The organism is Pseudomonas sp. IPO3774, assembly GCF_013386835.1.
Lineage (GTDB): Bacteria > Pseudomonadota > Gammaproteobacteria > Pseudomonadales > Pseudomonadaceae > Aquipseudomonas.
On record NZ_JACAQY010000036.1, the window covers coordinates 126,406 to 143,921 of the forward strand.

A 17,516-nucleotide genomic window follows, 5' to 3' on the forward strand; every position below is an offset into this window, starting at 1 on the left:
AGATAACCGGCGCCAGGGTTGATGGACACCATGGGAGCAGACAGGGCATACAGCCAATGCTGTTGAATTTCATCCATGACCAGGAGGTTCAAGAGTCGATGAGAGTAGCCGAGGCCAACTACGTATGCGGACACAGATTGCAAGGCATATGCAGCCGGCCACCATCGGACTTGTCTTTTCTGCGCGCAGAAAAAAGACCACGAGATCTCGTGGCCTGTGTTTCTCAAACTCTGCACCTTTAAACCTAAACCAGCGTTAGCGCAGTGCCCTCTTCATCCATCCAGCTTGATGATTTCAGTGGGTGTTTATACCCGTAATCATCAAAAGCCCCATCAACGACGACAACAGAATGCATGAAGTTCGCCAACGTGCCGGTTGCACCATCTGCCAGCGCCTGGACGCTGCTGCTTCGGGTAAAGGCGAACAAACCCAGGCGCCGCAGTGCATCACCGGGGGTCTCGCCATCATTGAGCGTGCTCATCGCCGCTTCAAAGCTCTCGCCGGCACGAAACTCGTGGTTCTCCATTTGCGCCCGCTTGGCGCTGACGGCGTACAGGAAATTCGCATCCTTGAGCAGGCCGGCGTCGGTGCCTTTGAAATTCGAGTGTTCCCGGGCTGTTTTCAGTTCTGCATGGGTCAAGCTCACCTTGCTGGAATCGCGCATCGTCACGGTGTAACCGTCGCGGGTCTCGGTGATGTTTTTATAGATGCCCCGGGGACTTTGCCCATACTTCATCATCGCCGCCTTGATCGCCGATACCGTGACACAGTTCCCCTCGACACCTTGATAGAATCCACTCCAGATATCCCCAGGCCTGACCCCGACCGGTACATTGGAAATAGGTGGGGGCCGCATGCTTGAACCAACGGGCACTCCGTCCGGTACCTCCTCGGCGAGCATGTAGCCATAAGATTTGACGATAGATGGCTTGTCACCATTGCTGTGCTGCAGGCCATCCAGTACCAAGGCACTCGAATAGCCAAAAGTACTGACCACCCCCACCGCGCCCTGCTCCTGCATCTTGGCGGGTGGCACGATGCGCAAGAAGCCAGTCATGCCCAAGCCCTTCAACACGCGGTATTCCGTATCGCCTTTGAGCGTGTTCGATAAAACCTTTTCAAACGATGCCCCAGGGTCCTGGTCACCGCGGGTCATCTGCTTGCGTTTCGTGTACGCCGCCAGCATGAAGTTGGCCTGCTTCACCGCGTCGGGGTTGTTCCCAGCGAAACGCGAGGCCGTGGTCGCTTGCTGCAACTCTTGCCGGGAAAAATGCAGTTCGAAACCGTCCTTCATCGTGATGTCATAACCGTCTCCCGCCGGGGTGACTTTCTCGAACATATCCGTGGCGTCTGGACCAAACCTCATCATCATCATTTTTATGACGCAGGCATGGCTGCTGCCATCAACAACCTCACCGAATCCTCGCTCGGCCGCGTTAAATCCGCTGAGAATGTCAACGGGCTTGCGGCCACGCCGGGTGGACGGCGTATCGACGTGGGGAACATCGACCGGAGCAACCGGCACATCCCGCTTGACCGGCTTAGCCGTTTGCCCCTCCTTGTCCAGCACGTAGACGTAGGGACGGTCGGGACGATATTGACGGTCAAACCGATGCGCCACCCCATCCCGAATCAGCGCGGCACCGAAGTTATGCGCCTCCATGACGCCGACGGAGTTCTTGCCGACGAGTTGCTCCGAAGGGATCTGCTGCATAAAACGGCCCATGCCCATGCCCTTGAGCAGGTTCGATGCAGTCTCACCCTGTAAGGACGTGGTCAAGGCCGCGTTAAAGCTGCTGCTGATACGGCTGTCGGAACTGGACAATTGTTTGCGCTTGACGAAGACAGCCAATGCGAAATTCGCGTTTTCCACTGTACTGGCATCACCACCGACAAATCTCGACGCTGAGGCAGTGCCATGCACTTCATGATCGGAAACATGCAACTTATAACCGTCTTTCAGCGTAACGTCATACCCCGAGCCAACGCGTTTTACTTCATCAAATAGATCAGCGCGCGCAGGACCGAAGGTCGATATCATCATCTGGATAACAGCAGAATGGCTGCTCGTATCAAAATGCTCACCGAACTGTCGCTCGGTAGAATTCAAAGTACTTACACTGTCGACGGATTTATTTTCACCCCCGTATACACGCGCAGGATGATGGACCGCCGTACTCATTGCATAACCCGTATTCATCGTAATCATGGAGCACTCCTTTAAAGGGCGAACACACAATAGCCCGTGGTAAACGCTGCCACCTGCACGTTGCGTTCAGGCATAAAAAGAAAGTGCATGAACACGGCATACAGTATTTTCTGCACGCGATGAACTGCACTCAGTCAGATAATAAGTTCAACAAGATCTAGTTATAGATTTAACGTGTTGCGCAGCAACGATCATCTTCTTATTGTTTTATGGACGGCCCGTTAGCCAACCAATGCAATAGCCCGTCCAAACCGCGGTCTTCCCGCTTTAGTCCCATACATCTCCTCACACCCATCAACCACTGCTACAGAGTGCCTGCTCCTGTTGACCATACCGATCAATGATTTATCAGCAAACGCACTGACCGGAACTTCTTTCATATGCTGGCGCAAGCCCAGACGCTTGAAGCCTTCCCCGGGCCCCGTTTCGTCTTCACCGTCGTTGAGGCTGTTTATTGCGGATTGAAAGCTCCTGCCTGCAGTCCCGTCATTGTTTTCCAGCATCGCTCGCTTGGCGCTGACGGCAAATAGAAAGTGCGCATCCTTGAGCATGCCGGGATCGCGCATCGCGACAAACTTCGAGCCACGCCTGGCTTGGGCCAATTCATCCTTGCTCAAATCCAGCGCGTACCCGTCACGCATGACAATGTGATAGCCATCACCCTTGGCTTGAACAGACTTGAAGATATCGGTCGGGCTTTGACCGAACTTCGCCATCGCCGCCTTGATCGCCGAAATGGTCACGCAATTACCGTCAGGGCCCTGGCGAAAACCGTTCCATATATTTGCCGGCTTGGCGCCGTTGCGCTTATCGGACAGATCAGGGAGCGGCTGCTGTGTTGGATCCGGCAGGGGTGCATCCGGCTTGGGCAGCACTGCCGGCGGGGGTGCAGGCGTTACCTTGGTCGCCACTGTATTCGCCAGTTCCTTGCCCGCCAGCAGGCCTTGCAACTGTGTAAAAAACTGGGTGAACAGTTCGAGGAGCTTTGCTAACAGCGGGGTGTCGCTGGCTGTGTTCCCAACGGTACTTTGATCGTTATTACCGAACGATGAGAGGACTTGGTTATTAACGAATACCGGCTGCACGGGAACCGATCGTCCTGGTGTGTTGCCGGTTTGCGAATGTTGATAATAGTTTCTGACCGCGCCCGCATTATTGATTTCTGAACAAGACATATAACCATCCTTCATCAAGGGCCCCCCGACGTTTTTTATCGGGAGCGCCTTGTTGAAAAAAACTGAGGAAGTGGCCGACTTACTTGCTTATCCGGCGGCCGGGATTAAACCGCCAGTCGTTGTCGAACGCTCGACGCCTGCCGCTGGTTTCGAACTCAAAGAAATCCTCAGACGGCCCTGGCGAAGTGATGTCCGGCTCCGGCTTATCCGGCTTCGGAGCATCTGGTTTAGGCGCATCCGGCTTCGGTGGGACCGGAGCGTCTGGCTTCGGCGGGACCGGCACGTCGGCCTTCGGCGGAACCGGTGCATCGGGCTTCGGCGGAACCGGCACGTCCGGCTTCGGCGGGACCGGTGCATCGGGCTTCGGCGGAACCGGCACGTCTGGCTTCGGCGGGACCGGTGCATCGGGCTTAGGCGGGACCGGCTTCGTTGCATCCGGGTGAGGGCAATGGCAGTTCATCACTTGGACCGTGACGTTCACGTCGGAACTGCTCCGGCTGTTCGGCTGCACGTCCTTGCCCGATGCGGGGTCTGGCCTGCGGGGCTCTGGCAGGGGTTTAGGCGTTACCTTAACCTCGGAACTCGGGACCGCTGGATTGTTTGCTGGCTTGTCTTTCTGTACCGACACCTCAGGGTTGGTCCCGGACTTGTCCTTGAGTGCAGTGTTCAATACCGGCGAGTTGGTCTCGGCTTTGTCCTTGGCTACAGTGTTCGGCACTTGCGAGTCAGTCCCCGCCTTGTCCTTGGCCGCAGTGTCCGGCACATTCGATTTACTGTCCGCCTTATCCTTCACCGGAGTATCGCTACTCTTCTCGGGTTTAGGCAGCGGGCCAGCATCGGGTACCAACTTGGGCATCCCGCCCTGCCCGGACAGCATGTTCCGTATGGCCTTGAATGCATATTCAAACAACTCGAACAACTTCTCGAGTGCATCCTTGTTGAAGGTGACGGTTCCATCCGTCACCACGGCGGGATTGTTTTTCAATACTGTGCCGGGCGTATTCGCCCGGATTTCGCCGGCGCTCTTGTCGACAGACTTTGGCAGGTCTGCATTCTGCTGATTGAAGTCATTAGTCAAGCGAGGGAAATTATTGACCGACAAATTAGACATAAACAAATCCTTATTCAGTGATTGCCAAAACTCCTTCAGCGGTCTGCAAACAGACCGTCCAGGTTCTGGACTGGAAACAAACCCGAGTGCTGCACACTCCCTACTTTCGTGGGTGTTGCGAGCATCGGGTTCCGAAAATCGGCCTTCACATAAGGAAATCAAATGAAAATAGAGACTTTATCCTATGGACTTTCCGTAAAACATCATGCTTACCCGGTGGTCGCCGTGGGCAAAATGGATATATCAGGCAACAGTCAGCCGTTAAGGCAAATTGATGAAATCACTCACCCACGCCAGTCATTCATATCTGTGTTATTGCGCGCGCCCCTCATACTCCAACTAACAAAACTTAAAAATATGCGTCGCTGACACCGCAAGACTCTGTAGCAAACAAGAAACTTGCTCACATATATAAAGCAATCAAAAAGCTCTAGTCACGTGCCCACAAACACTCGCTGTTAACGATCCGCGGCCTTATTTCAAGCAAAAAAAAGGGCGCCCACGGCACCCTTTCCTACTGGATTGAAACGCTTATATATATGTACTCAATTTTGCAGCGCAACCGAATCAGGCACCCCTAACAATCGTCCTACCTGCTCCAGGTCGGTTTCCCGCCGCATCAGCGTAAATAGTTCAACTGCTTCGGGATAGTTGCGGGTCAGCATCGCCAGCCATTGCTTCAAGCGTCCCGGCGCCTGGCGCTCGGTCAATTGCTCAACGGATTGCCGCCAGAATTCCTGGAGCATGGGTTGCATCTGCGCCCAAGTCATCTCGACCACCTCTTCCCCGGCCCGCGCGGCAGCAATCTGCCGGGCCAGGTCGGGACGAGCCACCAGGCCGCGACCGAGCATGATGTCTTCGACACCACTGATTTCGCGACACCGCCGCCAGTCTTCAACGCTCCAGATATCACCGTTGGCGAACACTGGCACCTTGACCACCTCTTGCACACGCGGGATCCACTCCCAGTGCGCCGGAGGTTTGTAGCCGTCAGCCTTGGTGCGGGCATGCACCACGATATGCGCTGCGCCGCCTTCGGCCAGGGCCGTGGCGCACACCAGGGCACCGTCGGGGCTGTCGAAGCCCAGGCGCATCTTGGCCGTGACGGGAATATGTGCCGGCACCGCACGCCGTACGTGTTCGACGATCTGGTTAAGCAGCTCCGGCTCCTTGAGCAGCACCGCACCGCCACGGGACTTGTTCACGGTCTTGGCCGGGCAACCGAAGTTGAGGTCAACCACCTGAGAGCCCAGCTCACACGCCAGGGCGGCGTTTTCCGCCAAACACACCGGGTCTGAACCGAGTAACTGCACACGCAGCGGCACGCCGGCAGCGGTCTTGGCACCGTGCAGCAACTCAGGGGCGAGTTTGTGGAAATAGGCAGGCGTCAGCAGGCGGTCGTTGACCCGGATGAACTCGGTCACGCACCAATCAATACCACCGACCCGGGTCAGCACGTCCCGCAGGATGTTGTCGACCAACCCCTCCATGGGCGCCAAAGCAATTTGCATGGAAAACACTCAACGAAAAACGTGGCGCAGTTTACTGGTTTCAGACGCTGGCAGGTAATTCGCCTTGCAGCGCAGGGCCATAACCCTCAAGAAATTCCGACGGCATGCGCTTGGGCTTGCCGCTGGACAGTTCGATGCAGACGAAGGTGGTTTGCGCTCGCAGCAAGGTAGCGCCATCACGCGGGCGTACCAGCTGGAAGCGTCGGGTCATTTTCAGGCGCTGGTCCCAGTCGACGATCCAGGTCGCCAACTGCAGCTCATCGCCTTCGTAACCGGCGGCGAGGTAATCGATCTCATGACGCACCACGGCCATCGCGCGATCCAGCCTGCGGTACTCGCTAAGGTCCAACCCCAAGCGCTGGGAATGGCGCCAGGCGCAGCGTTCGAGCCAGGACACGTAAACGGCGTTGTTGGCGTGCCCCAGACCGTCGATGTCGTCGGCACCGACCTGCAGATCAATGATAAACGGCGTTGCCAAATCCCAGCCCATGGGGTGCTCCCGGTCGATTAATGTCGGCGGCGAGCAGTGTAACCCATGGCTCAGGCGGTTTGGCGCTCCGGCATGTGGCGGCCGGCCAGCAGCGCCAGCACGCCCTCGATCACACGCGGATCCGCCAGCACTTTCTGGTGCCCGCCCTGCTCCAGGCGCAGCAGGCGGCTGTCGAACCAGGCGTCATGGATGACCTGGCAAGCCTTGACCGAGACGAAGGTATCGTCTTCGGCATGCACGATCAGGCCCGGGATATTCATTTGATAGTGGGCGACATCGAGGTGCTTGAGGGGCATGCCCATCGTCAGCTCGACCTCCTGGATAAACGCCGAACGTGCTCGCGCCGGCAAACCGACCATGCCGGCAAAGCCGCGCAGTACGTCGAGAAACCGCGAGGGTGCGGCGATACTGACCAACGCCTTGGTGCGCAAACCCAACTGCACCGCCAACATCGCGCTGGCCCCACCCATGGAGTGACCGACAACCGCATGCAGCGGTGGCAGTTCGGCAGCCGCTTCCAGCATGGCGCGGGCAAACAGCAGCACATGGGCTTCGCGCCCCGGCGAACGCCCGTGGGCCGGGCCGTCCAGCGCAACCACCGAATAACCCGCGTCCACCAATGCGCTGATCAGGCTGGCGAATTGCGTCGGGCGCCCTTCCCAGCCGTGCATCAACAGCACCGCAGGGCCCTGGCCCCACTTCAGCGCCGACAGGCCGAAACGCAAAGTGATGCGCTCGGACTGCGCCAGCAGCGGCAGCTCCCAGTCACGGGGCGGCAAATCGCGAGGCGTCATGAACACCCGACGCATCTTGCTGGCCACCGTTTGCGGCGCCAGCCGGCCCAAGGTGCCATTGACGCCACGAATCCATTTCAACGTGCCCATCGCTCATCCCTCAGGCCAGAAGCCGTTCTTAACGCACTGCGGACTTGGCCGCACGCAATACACGATCCGATAACTCACCCGGGCCCAGGGCGCGGGCCAGCGACAAGCCGCCGATCATCAGCGCCATGTCGGCCAGAGCCTTGTCGGTGTCTTCCGGGCTGGCGGCCAGCTGTGCTGCCATCAGTTCGCAGTGTTCGTTCAAGGCCTGGCGAAATTCGTCCGGCAGGCGGCTCATCTCGCCCACGGTGGACGGGATCGGGCACGCCTGGCTGGTGGAGTCACGGTGTTTACGCGACAGGTAGAACGCTGCGACCAGCGCGCGACGCTCTTCACCGGTCAGCGAGGAGTCCATGTCATCGACGGCGGCGCGACGCCGGGCCAGCAACTCGGTGAAGGCCTCCAGCATCAGTGCGTCCTTGCTTTCAAAGTGCGCGTAGAAACCGCCTACGGTAAGCCCCGCCGCGCCCATGACTTCGCCCACACTCGGCTCGGCCGGGCCGCGTTGTACCAGGGCGGCGCCGGCAGCTTGCAGAATGCGTTCGCGGGTTTGCGCTTTTTTATCGTTCATCGTTGCCTCCGAATCTCATGCTTCGAATATTATTACCATAATAATATTTCGCAAGCCACAGGCATGACCATTGGTCAGAAGAACACTCAGGGAAAAAGGAAGGAGGATTGGCCAAACGCCAGACAAACAAAAGGGCCATTCAATAATTGAATGACCCTTAAAAATCCCGCAGAGCGGGTAATCGTGGCGTCCCCTAGGGGACTCGAACCCCTGTTACCGCCGTGAAAGGGCGGTGTCCTAGGCCACTAGACGAAGGGGACACAAACCTTCTGTACAACTGATCAGCGCTGAGGACTGATCGAATTCAAGGACGGTGTGGCCAGACCTTGAACCTGTAAATTGGTGGAGCTAAACGGGATCGAACCGTTGACCTCTTGCATGCCATGCAAGCGCTCTCCCAGCTGAGCTATAGCCCCTCGTCGGTGAGGACGGGGCGAATCTTAATGGCGTATTCGAAACGTGTCAAATTTATTTTCAACAATTTTCAAAATTTTTTGCCGAGATAACAATCACTTACCGAGCAAACCCCGGAAAACCGGGGTTTGGCCGTTACAACGGCGTGCTTAAGCGATAGCGCCCAGCAGCTTTTCCCATTCCTTGTTTTCTTTCTTCGACACACCACCAAGCAAATCAAGGGCTTGGCGCAGACGGAAGCGAGTCAGGTCCGGGCCCAGAATTTCCATCGCATCGAGCACCGACACAGAACTCGCCTGCCCGGTGATCGCGGCAAACATCAGCGGCATCGCATCGCGCAATTTCAGTTCCAGGGATTCAACCACCGCCTGGATAGTCGCGGTAATCGCATCCTTCTCCCACTGGCGCAGGCTTTCGAGCTTCCACAGGATCAACTGCATCAACTGGCGAACCTGGTCACCCGAGAGTTTCTTCGACTCAAACAGCTTCACGTCCGGGTTCACGCCACCGGCAAAGAAGAAACTCGCCAACGGTGCGACCTGGCTGAAGGTCTCCACCCTGCCCTGCACCAGCGGCGCGATCTTCATCATGTACTCGGGGTTCAACGCCCATTGCTGCACGCGGCTGGCGAACTCTTCCACCGGCAGGTCACGCAGCCACTGGCCGTTGAGCCACGACAGTTTCTCGATGTCGAAGATCGGCCCACCCAGGGACACACGGGACAGGTCGAAGTGATCGACCATTTCCTGCAACGAGAACTTCTCGCGCTCGTCCGGCATCGACCAGCCCATGCGGCCCAGGTAGTTGAGCATCGCTTCGGGCATGAAGCCCATGCGCTCGTAGAAAGTCACCGAGGTCGGGTTCTTGCGCTTGGACAGCTTGCTCTTGTCCGGGTTACGCAGCAGCGGCATGTAGCACAGCTGCGGTTGTTCCCAGCCGAAGTACTCGTACAGCAGGATCAGTTTCGGCGCCGATGGCAGCCACTCTTCGCCACGCAGTACGTGGGTGATGCCCATCAGGTGGTCATCCACCACGTTGGCCAGGAAGTACGTCGGCAGGCCGTCGGTCTTCATCAGCACTTGCATGTCCATGCGGTCCCACGGGATCTCGACGTCACCGCGCAGCATGTCCGGCACCACGCACACGCCTTCGCTCGGCACCTTCATGCGGATAACGTGCGGCTCGCCGGCGGCCAGGCGCCGGGCCACTTCTTCCTTCGACAGCAGCAGTGCGCGGCCGTCATAGCGCGGGGTTTCGCCACGGGCCTGCTGCTCGGCGCGCATCTGGTCCAGCTCTTCGGCGGTGCAGAAGCACGGGAAGGCGTGGCCCATGTCGACCAGTTGCTGGGTGTACTGCTTGTAGATGTCGCTGCGCTCGCTCTGGCGATACGGGCCGTGGGGGCCGCCGACGTCCGGGCCTTCAGCCCAGGTAATGCCCAACCAGCGCAGGGCATCGAAAATCTGCTGTTCCGACTCGCGCGTGGAGCGCAGTTGATCGGTGTCTTCGATCCGCAGGATGAATTCACCGCCATGCTGCTTGGCAAAGCAGTAGTTGAACAAGGCGATGTAAGCAGTACCTACGTGGGGATCCCCAGTAGGCGATGGCGCGATGCGCGTGCGGACGGTGGTCATGGCGGGTCTCGAATTGGCGATAAAACTGAAAATGAAACAAGGGGCGAATGGTAACAGCCCCAAGCCCTTGGGCTCCAGCGTGGGGAGGCGAACAAAGGGCATATGAGACAAGCTCCGGTCTCAAGTCTCGACATGGCTATTTGCCAGACCGTTCGCTGGCTATATTCCATTACCTTTTGTCGACGACATTATTGCCATGCCTGCCCCGCTCAAACGCCGCCTGTTTATCTTCCTGTTTATCGTGGTCCTGATCGCCGGGGGCTTTTTCGCCCAGTGGTTCTTCAAGGGCCGTTTTTATGAAAGCACCGACAACGCCTACGTCCAGGGCGAGATCACCCGGGTCTCCAGCCAACTGGGTGCGCGCATCGTCGAGGTGCTGGTGGGCGACAACGAGCACGTGGAAAAAGGCCAACTGCTGGTCAAGCTCGAAGGCGACGACTTCCACCTCGCCGTCGACCGCGCCAACGCCGCCCTGGCCATGCGCGAAGCCGAGCGCGTGCAGGCCCAGAGCAAACTGACCCAGCAAGCCAGCCTGATCGCCGCCGGTGCAGCCAAGGTCTCGTCCAGCCAGGCCACCCTCGGCCGCTCGCAGATCGACCTGAACCGCGCACAAACCCTGCGCAAACCCGGGTATGTCTCCGAAGAACGGGTCACCACCCTCGACGCCGACAACCACATCGCCCGCTCCCAGGTGACCATGGCCCAGGCCGACCTGCAGGGCCAGCGCCAGCAGGTCAACGCCCTGAACGCCGAGATCAAGCGCCTCGACGCGATGATCGCCAACGCCAGGACTGACCTGGCCCAGGCCGAACTGAACCTGACCCGCAGCGAAATCCACGCGCCCATCAGCGGCCTGATCGGCCAGCGTGCCGCGCGCAACGGTCAATACGTACAGGCCGGCGCCTACCTGCTGTCGATCGTCCCGGACCAGGACATCTGGGTGCAGGCCAACTTCAAGGAAACCCAGATCGGCCATATGCAGCCTGGGCAAAAAGCCGAGCTGACATTCGACGCCTACAGCGATACTCCAATCGAAGGCCGCGTGGCCAACCTGTTCGGCGCTTCCGGCGCGCAATTCAGCCTGCTGCCGCCGGACAATGCCACGGGCAACTTCACCAAAGTCGTACAACGGATTCCGGTCAAACTGACCTTCGCCACCGACAACCCGCTGCAGGGCAAAATCCGCCCGGGCATGTCGGTGACGGTCAAAGTGAACATCCAAGACCCGCATGATGGCCGGTGATCAACTGCTGCCGCCGGTAGGCGAACCGAGCCGGCGCGACTGGATAGCAGTCATGAGCGTGATGCTCGGCGCCTTCATGGCAGTGCTCGACATCCAGATCACCAACTCGTCCCTCAAGGACATCCAGGGCGCGCTGTCGGCCACCCTGGAAGAAGGTTCGTGGATTTCCACCTCCTACCTTGTGGCCGAAATCATCATGATCCCCCTCACCGCCTGGCTGGTGCAGCTGCTGTCGGCGCGTCGGCTGGCGGTGTGGGTCTCGGGCGGGTTCCTGATCGCCTCGCTGATGTGCTCCATGGCCTGGAGCCTGGAAAGCATGATCGTATTCCGCGCGCTGCAGGGCTTTACCGGCGGCGCGCTGATCCCCCTGGCGTTCACCCTCACGCTGATCAAGCTGCCCGAACATCACCGCGCCAAAGGCATGGCCATGTTCGCCATGACCGCCACCTTCGCCCCATCCATCGGCCCGACCATTGGCGGCTGGCTCACGGAAAACTGGGGTTGGGAATACATCTTCTACATCAACATCCCACCGGGCCTGATCATGATCGCCGGGCTGCTGTACGGCCTGGAGAAAAAGGACTCCAACTGGGACCTGCTCAAAAGCACCGACTATCTTGGCATTGTCACCATGGCCGTGGGCCTTGGGTGTTTGCAGGTGTTTCTGGAAGAAGGCCATCGCAAGGACTGGCTGGAATCCAGCCTGATTGTCAGCTTGGGCACTGTCGCCCTGCTCAGCCTGATCACCTTTGTGATCGTGCAGATGTCCAAGCCCAACCCGCTGATCAACCTGCGCATCCTCGGCAATCGTAATTTCGGGCTATCGAGTATTTCGAGCCTGGGGATGGGCGTGGGGTTGTATGGCTCGATTTATCTGCTGCCGCTGTACCTGGCGCAGATCCAGAACTACAACGCCCTGCAAATCGGCGAAGTGATCATGTGGATGGGGGTTCCGCAGCTGTTTTTGATTCCGCTGGTGCCCAAGCTGATGAAGTACGTGTCGCCCAAATGGCTGTGCACCCTGGGGTTCGGGCTGTTCGGGTTGGCGAGTTTTTCATCGGGGGTGCTGAACCCGGACTTTGCCGGCGACCAGTTCAACCGCATCCAGATCATCCGTGCGTTGGGGCAGCCGTTGATCATGGTGACAATTTCGTTGATTGCCACGGCATACATCATGCAGAAGGACGCGGGGTCGGCGTCGAGCCTGTTCAATATTTTGCGAAACCTGGGCGGGGCGATCGGGATTGCGTTGCTGGCGACGCTGCTGGATGCGCGCACCAAGACCTACTTTGATTACCTGCGTGAGGCGATTGTGCCGACCAATCCACAGGTGGCAGAGCGCATGGCCAGGCTGACGGAGACGTTTGGCAGTGAGACGGCGGCGTTGGGCAAGTTGAGTGAGATAGCGCATCAGCAGGCGCAGATCATGGCCTATAACGATGCGTTCCATTTTGTAGGGTTGGCGTTGGGGATCAGTATGGTGGCGATCTTGTTGACCAAGGCGTTGCCGGCGGGGCTTAAGGCTGGGGAAGCCCACTGAAATAACCTGTGGCGAGGGAGCTTGTTGTGGCGAGGGAGCTTGCTCCCGCTGGAGTGCGGAGCGCTCCCAGAATTTTGGGGCCGCTTCGCAGCCCAGCGGGAGCAAGCTCCCTCGCCACAAAGAGCTTGAAGATCGTTCCCACGCTCTGCGTGGGAATGCCTCACTGGACGCTCCGCGTCCGCTCTTGGGACGCAGAGCGTCCCGGGCTGCTTTCCCACGCAGAGCGTGGGAACGATCATCAGACCGCCAGTAACCGCTCCCGCAACTTGCCGATCTCATCGCGCATCTGCGCCGCCGCTTCAAACTCCAGATCCCGCGCCAACTGGTACATCTTCTCTTCCAGCTGGCGAATACGCTTGGTGATCTCGCTCGGCGAACGCAATTCCGCTTCGTACTTGGCATTCTCCTCCGCAGCCTTGGCCATACCCTTGCGCTTCTTGCTGCGCGAACCCGGCACGGTCGCGCCTTCCATGATGTCGGCCACATCCTTGAACACGCCCTTCGGCGTGATGCCATGTTCCAGGTTGTAGGCAATCTGCTTGTCGCGACGACGCTCGGTCTCGCCAATCGCGCGCTCCATGGAACCGGTAATCCGGTCCGCATACAGAATCGCCCGGCCATTCAGGTTGCGCGCCGCCCGGCCAATGGTCTGGATCAACGAACGCTCAGACCGCAGGAAGCCTTCCTTGTCCGCATCCAGAATCGCCACCAGGGACACTTCCGGCATATCCAGGCCTTCACGCAGCAGGTTGATCCCCACCAGCACATCAAAGGCGCCCAGGCGCAGGTCGCGGATGATTTCCACGCGCTCCACGGTGTCGATGTCCGAGTGCAAATAACGCACGCGCACGCCGTGGTCGGCCAGGTAATCGGTCAAGTCTTCGGACATGCGCTTGGTCAGCGTGGTGACCAGCACCCGCTCTTCCAGGGCCACGCGCTTGGTGATTTCCGAGAGCAAGTCATCCACCTGGGTCAACGCTGGGCGGATTTCGATTTGCGGGTCCACCAGGCCGGTCGGGCGCACCAGTTGCTCAACTACCCGCCCGGCATGTTCGGCCTCGTAGTTACCCGGCGTGGCCGAGACAAAAATCGTCTGCGGGCTGATGCCTTCGAACTCGTCAAAACGCATCGGCCGGTTATCCAGCGCCGATGGCAGGCGGAAGCCGTATTCCACCAGGGTCTCTTTACGGGAACGGTCACCTTTGTACATCGCGCCCACCTGCGGCACGCTGACGTGGGACTCGTCGATCACCAGCAAGGCATCGTCCGGCAGGTAATCGAACAAGGTAGGTGGCGCCTGCCCGGATTCACGCCCCGAGAGGTAGCGCGAGTAGTTTTCGATGCCGTTGCAGTAGCCCAGTTCGAGGATCATCTCCAGGTCGAAGCGGGTGCGCTGTTCCAGGCGCTGGGCTTCCACCAGCTTGTTGTTGGAACGCAGGTATTCCAGGCGCTCCACCAGCTCAGCCTTGATGCCCTCGATGGCGCCCATCAGGGTTTCGCGCGGGGTCACGTAGTGGCTTTTCGGGTAGAAGGTGAAGCGCGGCAGCTTGCGGATCACTTCGCCGGTCAACGGGTCGAAGGCCGACAGGCTCTCGACTTCATCGTCGAACAGCTCGATGCGGATCGCTTCCAGGTCGGATTCCGCCGGGTAGATGTCGATCACATCGCCGCGCACGCGGAAGCTCGCCCGGGCGAAGTCTATGTCGTTGCGGGTGTATTGCAGGCTCGTCAGGCGACGCAACAGTTCGCGCTGGTCGAGTTTGTCGCCGCGGTCGACGTGCAGCACCATCTTCAAATAGGTTTCCGGGCTGCCCAAGCCATAGATGCACGACACCGTGGTGACGATGATCGCGTCTTTACGTTCCAGCAGCGCCTTAGTCGCCGAGAGCCGCATCTGCTCGATGTGGTCGTTGATCGAGGCGTCTTTCTCGATAAAGGTGTCGGACGACGGCACGTAGGCTTCCGGCTGGTAGTAGTCGTAGTAGGAAACGAAGTACTCCACCGCGTTGTTCGGGAAGAACGCCTTGAACTCGCCATACAACTGCGCGGCCAGGGTCTTGTTCGGCGCCAGCACCAGGGTCGGGCGGTTCACCTGGGCGATCACGTTGGCGATGCTGAAAGTCTTGCCGGAGCCGGTCACGCCGAGCAAGGTCTGGTGCGCGAGGCCGGCCTCAATGCCTTCGACCATCAGGCGGATGGCTTCCGGTTGATCGCCGGCAGGCTCGAAACGGGTGACTAGCTGGAAATCCGACATAACGTACCTCTTGAGTCACCCCGGGGCCGGAAACAGCAACGGGGACGAAAAAGACCGCAACCCGCGACTGTTCGGCGCAGGTTGCAGGAAAAAACCATGATAGCTGTAGAAGTGGAGGCGAATGTGACGGGTTTCAAGGCAATCGTCCTACATGCCGTTGGTCACCCATGTTGCAATAAGACTAACGGTCGGTAAATAAACCGAAAAACTTGGCCGAAAAGCCGTTTCGGCTGTCGCCGTGAGCAGTGATGGCCTCTATACTAGCTCCCCGTTTGTGCACCGCTCTAGTGCATTCGGCTGGAGCGCGACACGTCCCTCCACTCTCTATAGAGCTGCCGCAAAAATGAGCCTGTTCTCCGCTGTCGAAATGGCACCACGCGATCCAATCCTGGGCCTCAACGAAGCATTCAACGCCGATACCCGAACCACCAAGGTCAACCTTGGCGTGGGCGTTTACTGCAACGAGGAGGGGAAGATTCCACTCTTGCGTGCCGTTGCCGAAGCGGAAGCCATTCGCGTGGCGCAACACGCCGCCCGTGGCTACTTGCCGATCGACGGTATTGTTGCCTACGACCAGGCCGTGCAAAAGCTGCTGTTCGGCGCGCAATCGCCGCTGATCAGCTCCGGCCGCGTTATCACCGCCCAAGCGGTCGGCGGCACCGGCGCCCTGAAAATCGGCGCTGACTTCCTCAAGCAACTGCTGCCCAACGCCGTCGTCGCCATCAGCGACCCGAGCTGGGAAAACCACCAGGCGCTGTTCGAAAAAGCCGGCTTCCCGGTGCAAACCTATCGTTACTACGACGCCGCCACCCACGACGTAAACCGCGCCGGCCTGCTGGAAGACCTCAACGCCCTGCCGCCACAGTCCATCGTCGTGCTGCACGCCTGCTGCCACAACCCGACCGGCGTCGACCTGAGCCCGGCCGACTGGCAACAAGTGCTGGACGTGGTCAAGGCGAAAAACCTCGTGCCGTTCCTCGACATGGCCTACCAGGGCTTTGGCGACGGCATCGACGAAGACGCCGCTGCGGTGCGCCTGTTCGCCGAGTCGGGCCTGACTTTCTTTGTGTCCAGCTCGTTCTCCAAGTCGTTCTCGCTGTACGGCGAGCGCGTGGGCGCCCTGTCCATCGTCACCGACTCCAAGGAAGAAAGCGCGCGCATCCTGTCCCAGGTCAAGCGTGTGATCCGCACCAACTACTCCAACCCGCCGACCCACGGCGCGGCGATCGTGGCAGCGGTGCTGAACAACCCTGAGCTGCGCGCCCAGTGGGAAGCGGAACTGGCGGAAATGCGCCTGCGCATTCGCGGCATGCGCGAGCAGATGGTGGCTGACCTGGCCAAGGCTGCTCCGGGCCACGACTTCAGCTTCGTCGGTCGCCAGCGCGGGATGTTCTCCTACTCCGGCCTGAGCGTTGAACAAGTGACACGCCTGCGCAGCGAGTTTGGCATCTATGCGTTGGATACCGGCCGTATCTGTGTGGCGGCGTTGAACCAGAACAACATTGATGCCGTGACCAAGGCCATCGTTCAGGTGCTGTAAGCCTGTTGTGATACAAAAAAGGGGAAGCCGGTGGCTTCCCCTTTTTACTGCAACATTCTTTTGTGAACACCGAACCTGTGGCGAGGGGGCTTGTCCCCCGTTGGGCTGCGCAGCGGCCCCAAAAACCTGCCACCGTGAACTTTCTGAATGAATGCGGTGCCTGAATGGGGGCCGCTTCGCGCCCCAGCGGGAGCAAGCTCCCTCGCCACAGGGTGAGCAGATTGCTTCAATAGATGAGTGCATCCCCCCTAAAAATTCGCTGCTTTCAGTCCGCTGCCCCTAGACTGACAGCAAGACAGTCCCCTTCCTTGAGTAGCCTATGAGAAACGACGACCTGGACCTGCGTGCCGACCGCGACGAACTGGACCACTTCACCCCGCGCCCACCACCCGCCAAGCGCCAGAAAAGCCTGGTGCTGCAAGTCGCGCTCGGCGTATTCCTCGGTGGTTTGGCCTTATGGCTGGTGCAACTGGGCGCCGGCGCCCTGATGGCCAAGCTGGCCATGGGCACCTTCCAGTTCGGCGGCTGACAAAGATCAAATGTGGGGGCCGTCGAGCTTTAGCGAGGCCGCGATAGCGGTGGGTCAGGCACCCTCAATGTCGACTGTGCCGACGTCATCGCAGCCTCGCTGAAGCTCGACAGCTCCCACAGGGGATCTACTCCCGCCTTCAGTCCGCGCTCGTGTGGCTGGTTCAACTCGATCCAAGCAGTCCCCCTGCAATTTGGCGGCTGACAAAGACCAAATGTGGGAGCCGTCGAGCTTCAGCGAGGCCGCGATAGCGGTGGGTCAGGCACCCTCAATGTCGACTGTGCCGACGTCATCGCAGCCTCGCTGAAGCTCGACAGCTCCCACAGGGGGTCTACTCCCGCCTTCAGTCCGCGCTCGTGTGGCTGGTTCAACTCGATCCAAGCAGTCCCCCTGCAGTTTGGCGGCTGACAAAGATCA

General features: G+C 59.3%; 14 protein-coding genes and 2 tRNA genes. 5 read left to right on the top strand and 11 right to left on the bottom strand.

The window, feature by feature from the left end:
- Positions 1–244 precede the first annotated feature (244 nt).
- From HYE77_RS20495 to HYE77_RS20505, 3 genes are all read right to left on the bottom strand, one after another.
- On the bottom strand, positions 245–2,209 hold the full coding sequence (locus HYE77_RS20495) for a hypothetical protein (protein WP_177069232.1): 1,965 nt from the start codon (positions 2,207–2,209) through the stop codon (positions 245–247).
- Between the two features lie 221 nt (positions 2,210–2,430).
- Entirely contained in the window at positions 2,431–3,384 is a 954-nt protein-coding gene (locus tag HYE77_RS20500) for a hypothetical protein (protein WP_218174574.1), read from the bottom strand.
- A gap of 79 nt (positions 3,385–3,463) precedes the next feature.
- On the bottom strand, positions 3,464–4,495 hold the full coding sequence (locus HYE77_RS20505; RefSeq protein ID WP_177069233.1) for an adhesin: 1,032 nt from the start codon (positions 4,493–4,495) through the stop codon (positions 3,464–3,466).
- Positions 4,496–4,657: 162 nt separating this feature from the next.
- Here HYE77_RS20505 and HYE77_RS20510 point away from each other — a divergent pair, with 162 nt between their 5' ends.
- Positions 4,658–4,864 (top strand): hypothetical protein, encoded by a 207-nt coding sequence (locus HYE77_RS20510; protein ID WP_134326072.1) that lies wholly within the window; start codon positions 4,658–4,660, stop codon positions 4,862–4,864.
- Between the two features lie 176 nt (positions 4,865–5,040).
- Here HYE77_RS20510 and HYE77_RS20515 read toward each other — a convergent pair whose 3' ends face one another.
- The 7 genes from HYE77_RS20515 to gltX form a co-directional block, all read right to left on the bottom strand.
- Positions 5,041–6,006 carry a tRNA-dihydrouridine synthase gene (locus tag HYE77_RS20515; RefSeq protein WP_003214454.1) on the bottom strand — a complete coding sequence of 322 codons (966 nt, stop codon included), beginning with the start codon at positions 6,004–6,006 and terminating at the stop codon, positions 5,041–5,043.
- Between the two features lie 40 nt (positions 6,007–6,046).
- The gene (locus tag HYE77_RS20520; protein WP_003214456.1) at positions 6,047–6,496 is read right to left on the bottom strand and encodes a thioesterase family protein; all 450 of its coding nucleotides are present in this window, start codon (positions 6,494–6,496) and stop codon (positions 6,047–6,049) included.
- Positions 6,497–6,546: 50 nt separating this feature from the next.
- The gene (locus HYE77_RS20525) at positions 6,547–7,380 is read right to left on the bottom strand and encodes an alpha/beta hydrolase (protein WP_008438768.1); all 834 of its coding nucleotides are present in this window, start codon (positions 7,378–7,380) and stop codon (positions 6,547–6,549) included.
- A 28-nt stretch (positions 7,381–7,408) separates the two neighbouring features.
- Positions 7,409–7,948, bottom strand: coding sequence for a TetR/AcrR family transcriptional regulator (locus HYE77_RS20530; protein ID WP_003214462.1), 540 nt, complete (start codon positions 7,946–7,948; stop codon positions 7,409–7,411).
- Positions 7,949–8,132: 184 nt separating this feature from the next.
- Positions 8,133–8,208: transfer RNA gene (locus tag HYE77_RS20535), tRNA-Glu, on the bottom strand.
- A gap of 80 nt (positions 8,209–8,288) precedes the next feature.
- Positions 8,289–8,364, bottom strand: a tRNA-Ala gene (locus HYE77_RS20540).
- Between the two features lie 147 nt (positions 8,365–8,511).
- A complete protein-coding gene (gene gltX / locus HYE77_RS20545; protein WP_102368519.1) occupies positions 8,512–9,993 on the bottom strand; it encodes a glutamate--tRNA ligase in 1,482 nt (493 codons plus the stop codon).
- Between the two features lie 196 nt (positions 9,994–10,189).
- Here gltX and HYE77_RS20550 point away from each other — a divergent pair, with 196 nt between their 5' ends.
- Complete coding sequence (locus tag HYE77_RS20550) at positions 10,190–11,236, top strand: HlyD family secretion protein (protein ID WP_008438770.1); 1,047 nt, start codon at positions 10,190–10,192, stop codon at positions 11,234–11,236.
- The gene (locus HYE77_RS20555) at positions 11,226–12,776 is read left to right on the top strand and encodes an MDR family MFS transporter (protein ID WP_008438772.1); all 1,551 of its coding nucleotides are present in this window, start codon (positions 11,226–11,228) and stop codon (positions 12,774–12,776) included. The genes HYE77_RS20550 and HYE77_RS20555 overlap by 11 nt, the downstream gene beginning before the upstream one ends.
- A 238-nt stretch (positions 12,777–13,014) precedes the next feature.
- On the opposite strand, the gene uvrB is transcribed toward HYE77_RS20555, so the two are convergent.
- The gene (gene uvrB / locus HYE77_RS20560; protein ID WP_003214470.1) at positions 13,015–15,030 is read right to left on the bottom strand and encodes an excinuclease ABC subunit UvrB; all 2,016 of its coding nucleotides are present in this window, start codon (positions 15,028–15,030) and stop codon (positions 13,015–13,017) included.
- A 343-nt stretch (positions 15,031–15,373) separates the two neighbouring features.
- Here uvrB and HYE77_RS20565 point away from each other — a divergent pair, with 343 nt between their 5' ends.
- Positions 15,374–16,570 (top strand): amino acid aminotransferase, encoded by a 1,197-nt coding sequence (locus HYE77_RS20565; protein WP_177069234.1) that lies wholly within the window; start codon positions 15,374–15,376, stop codon positions 16,568–16,570.
- 319 nt (positions 16,571–16,889) lie between these two features.
- Complete coding sequence (locus tag HYE77_RS20570) at positions 16,890–17,099, top strand: hypothetical protein (RefSeq protein WP_017478782.1); 210 nt, start codon at positions 16,890–16,892, stop codon at positions 17,097–17,099.
- The last annotated feature ends 417 nt before the right edge of the window (positions 17,100–17,516 follow it).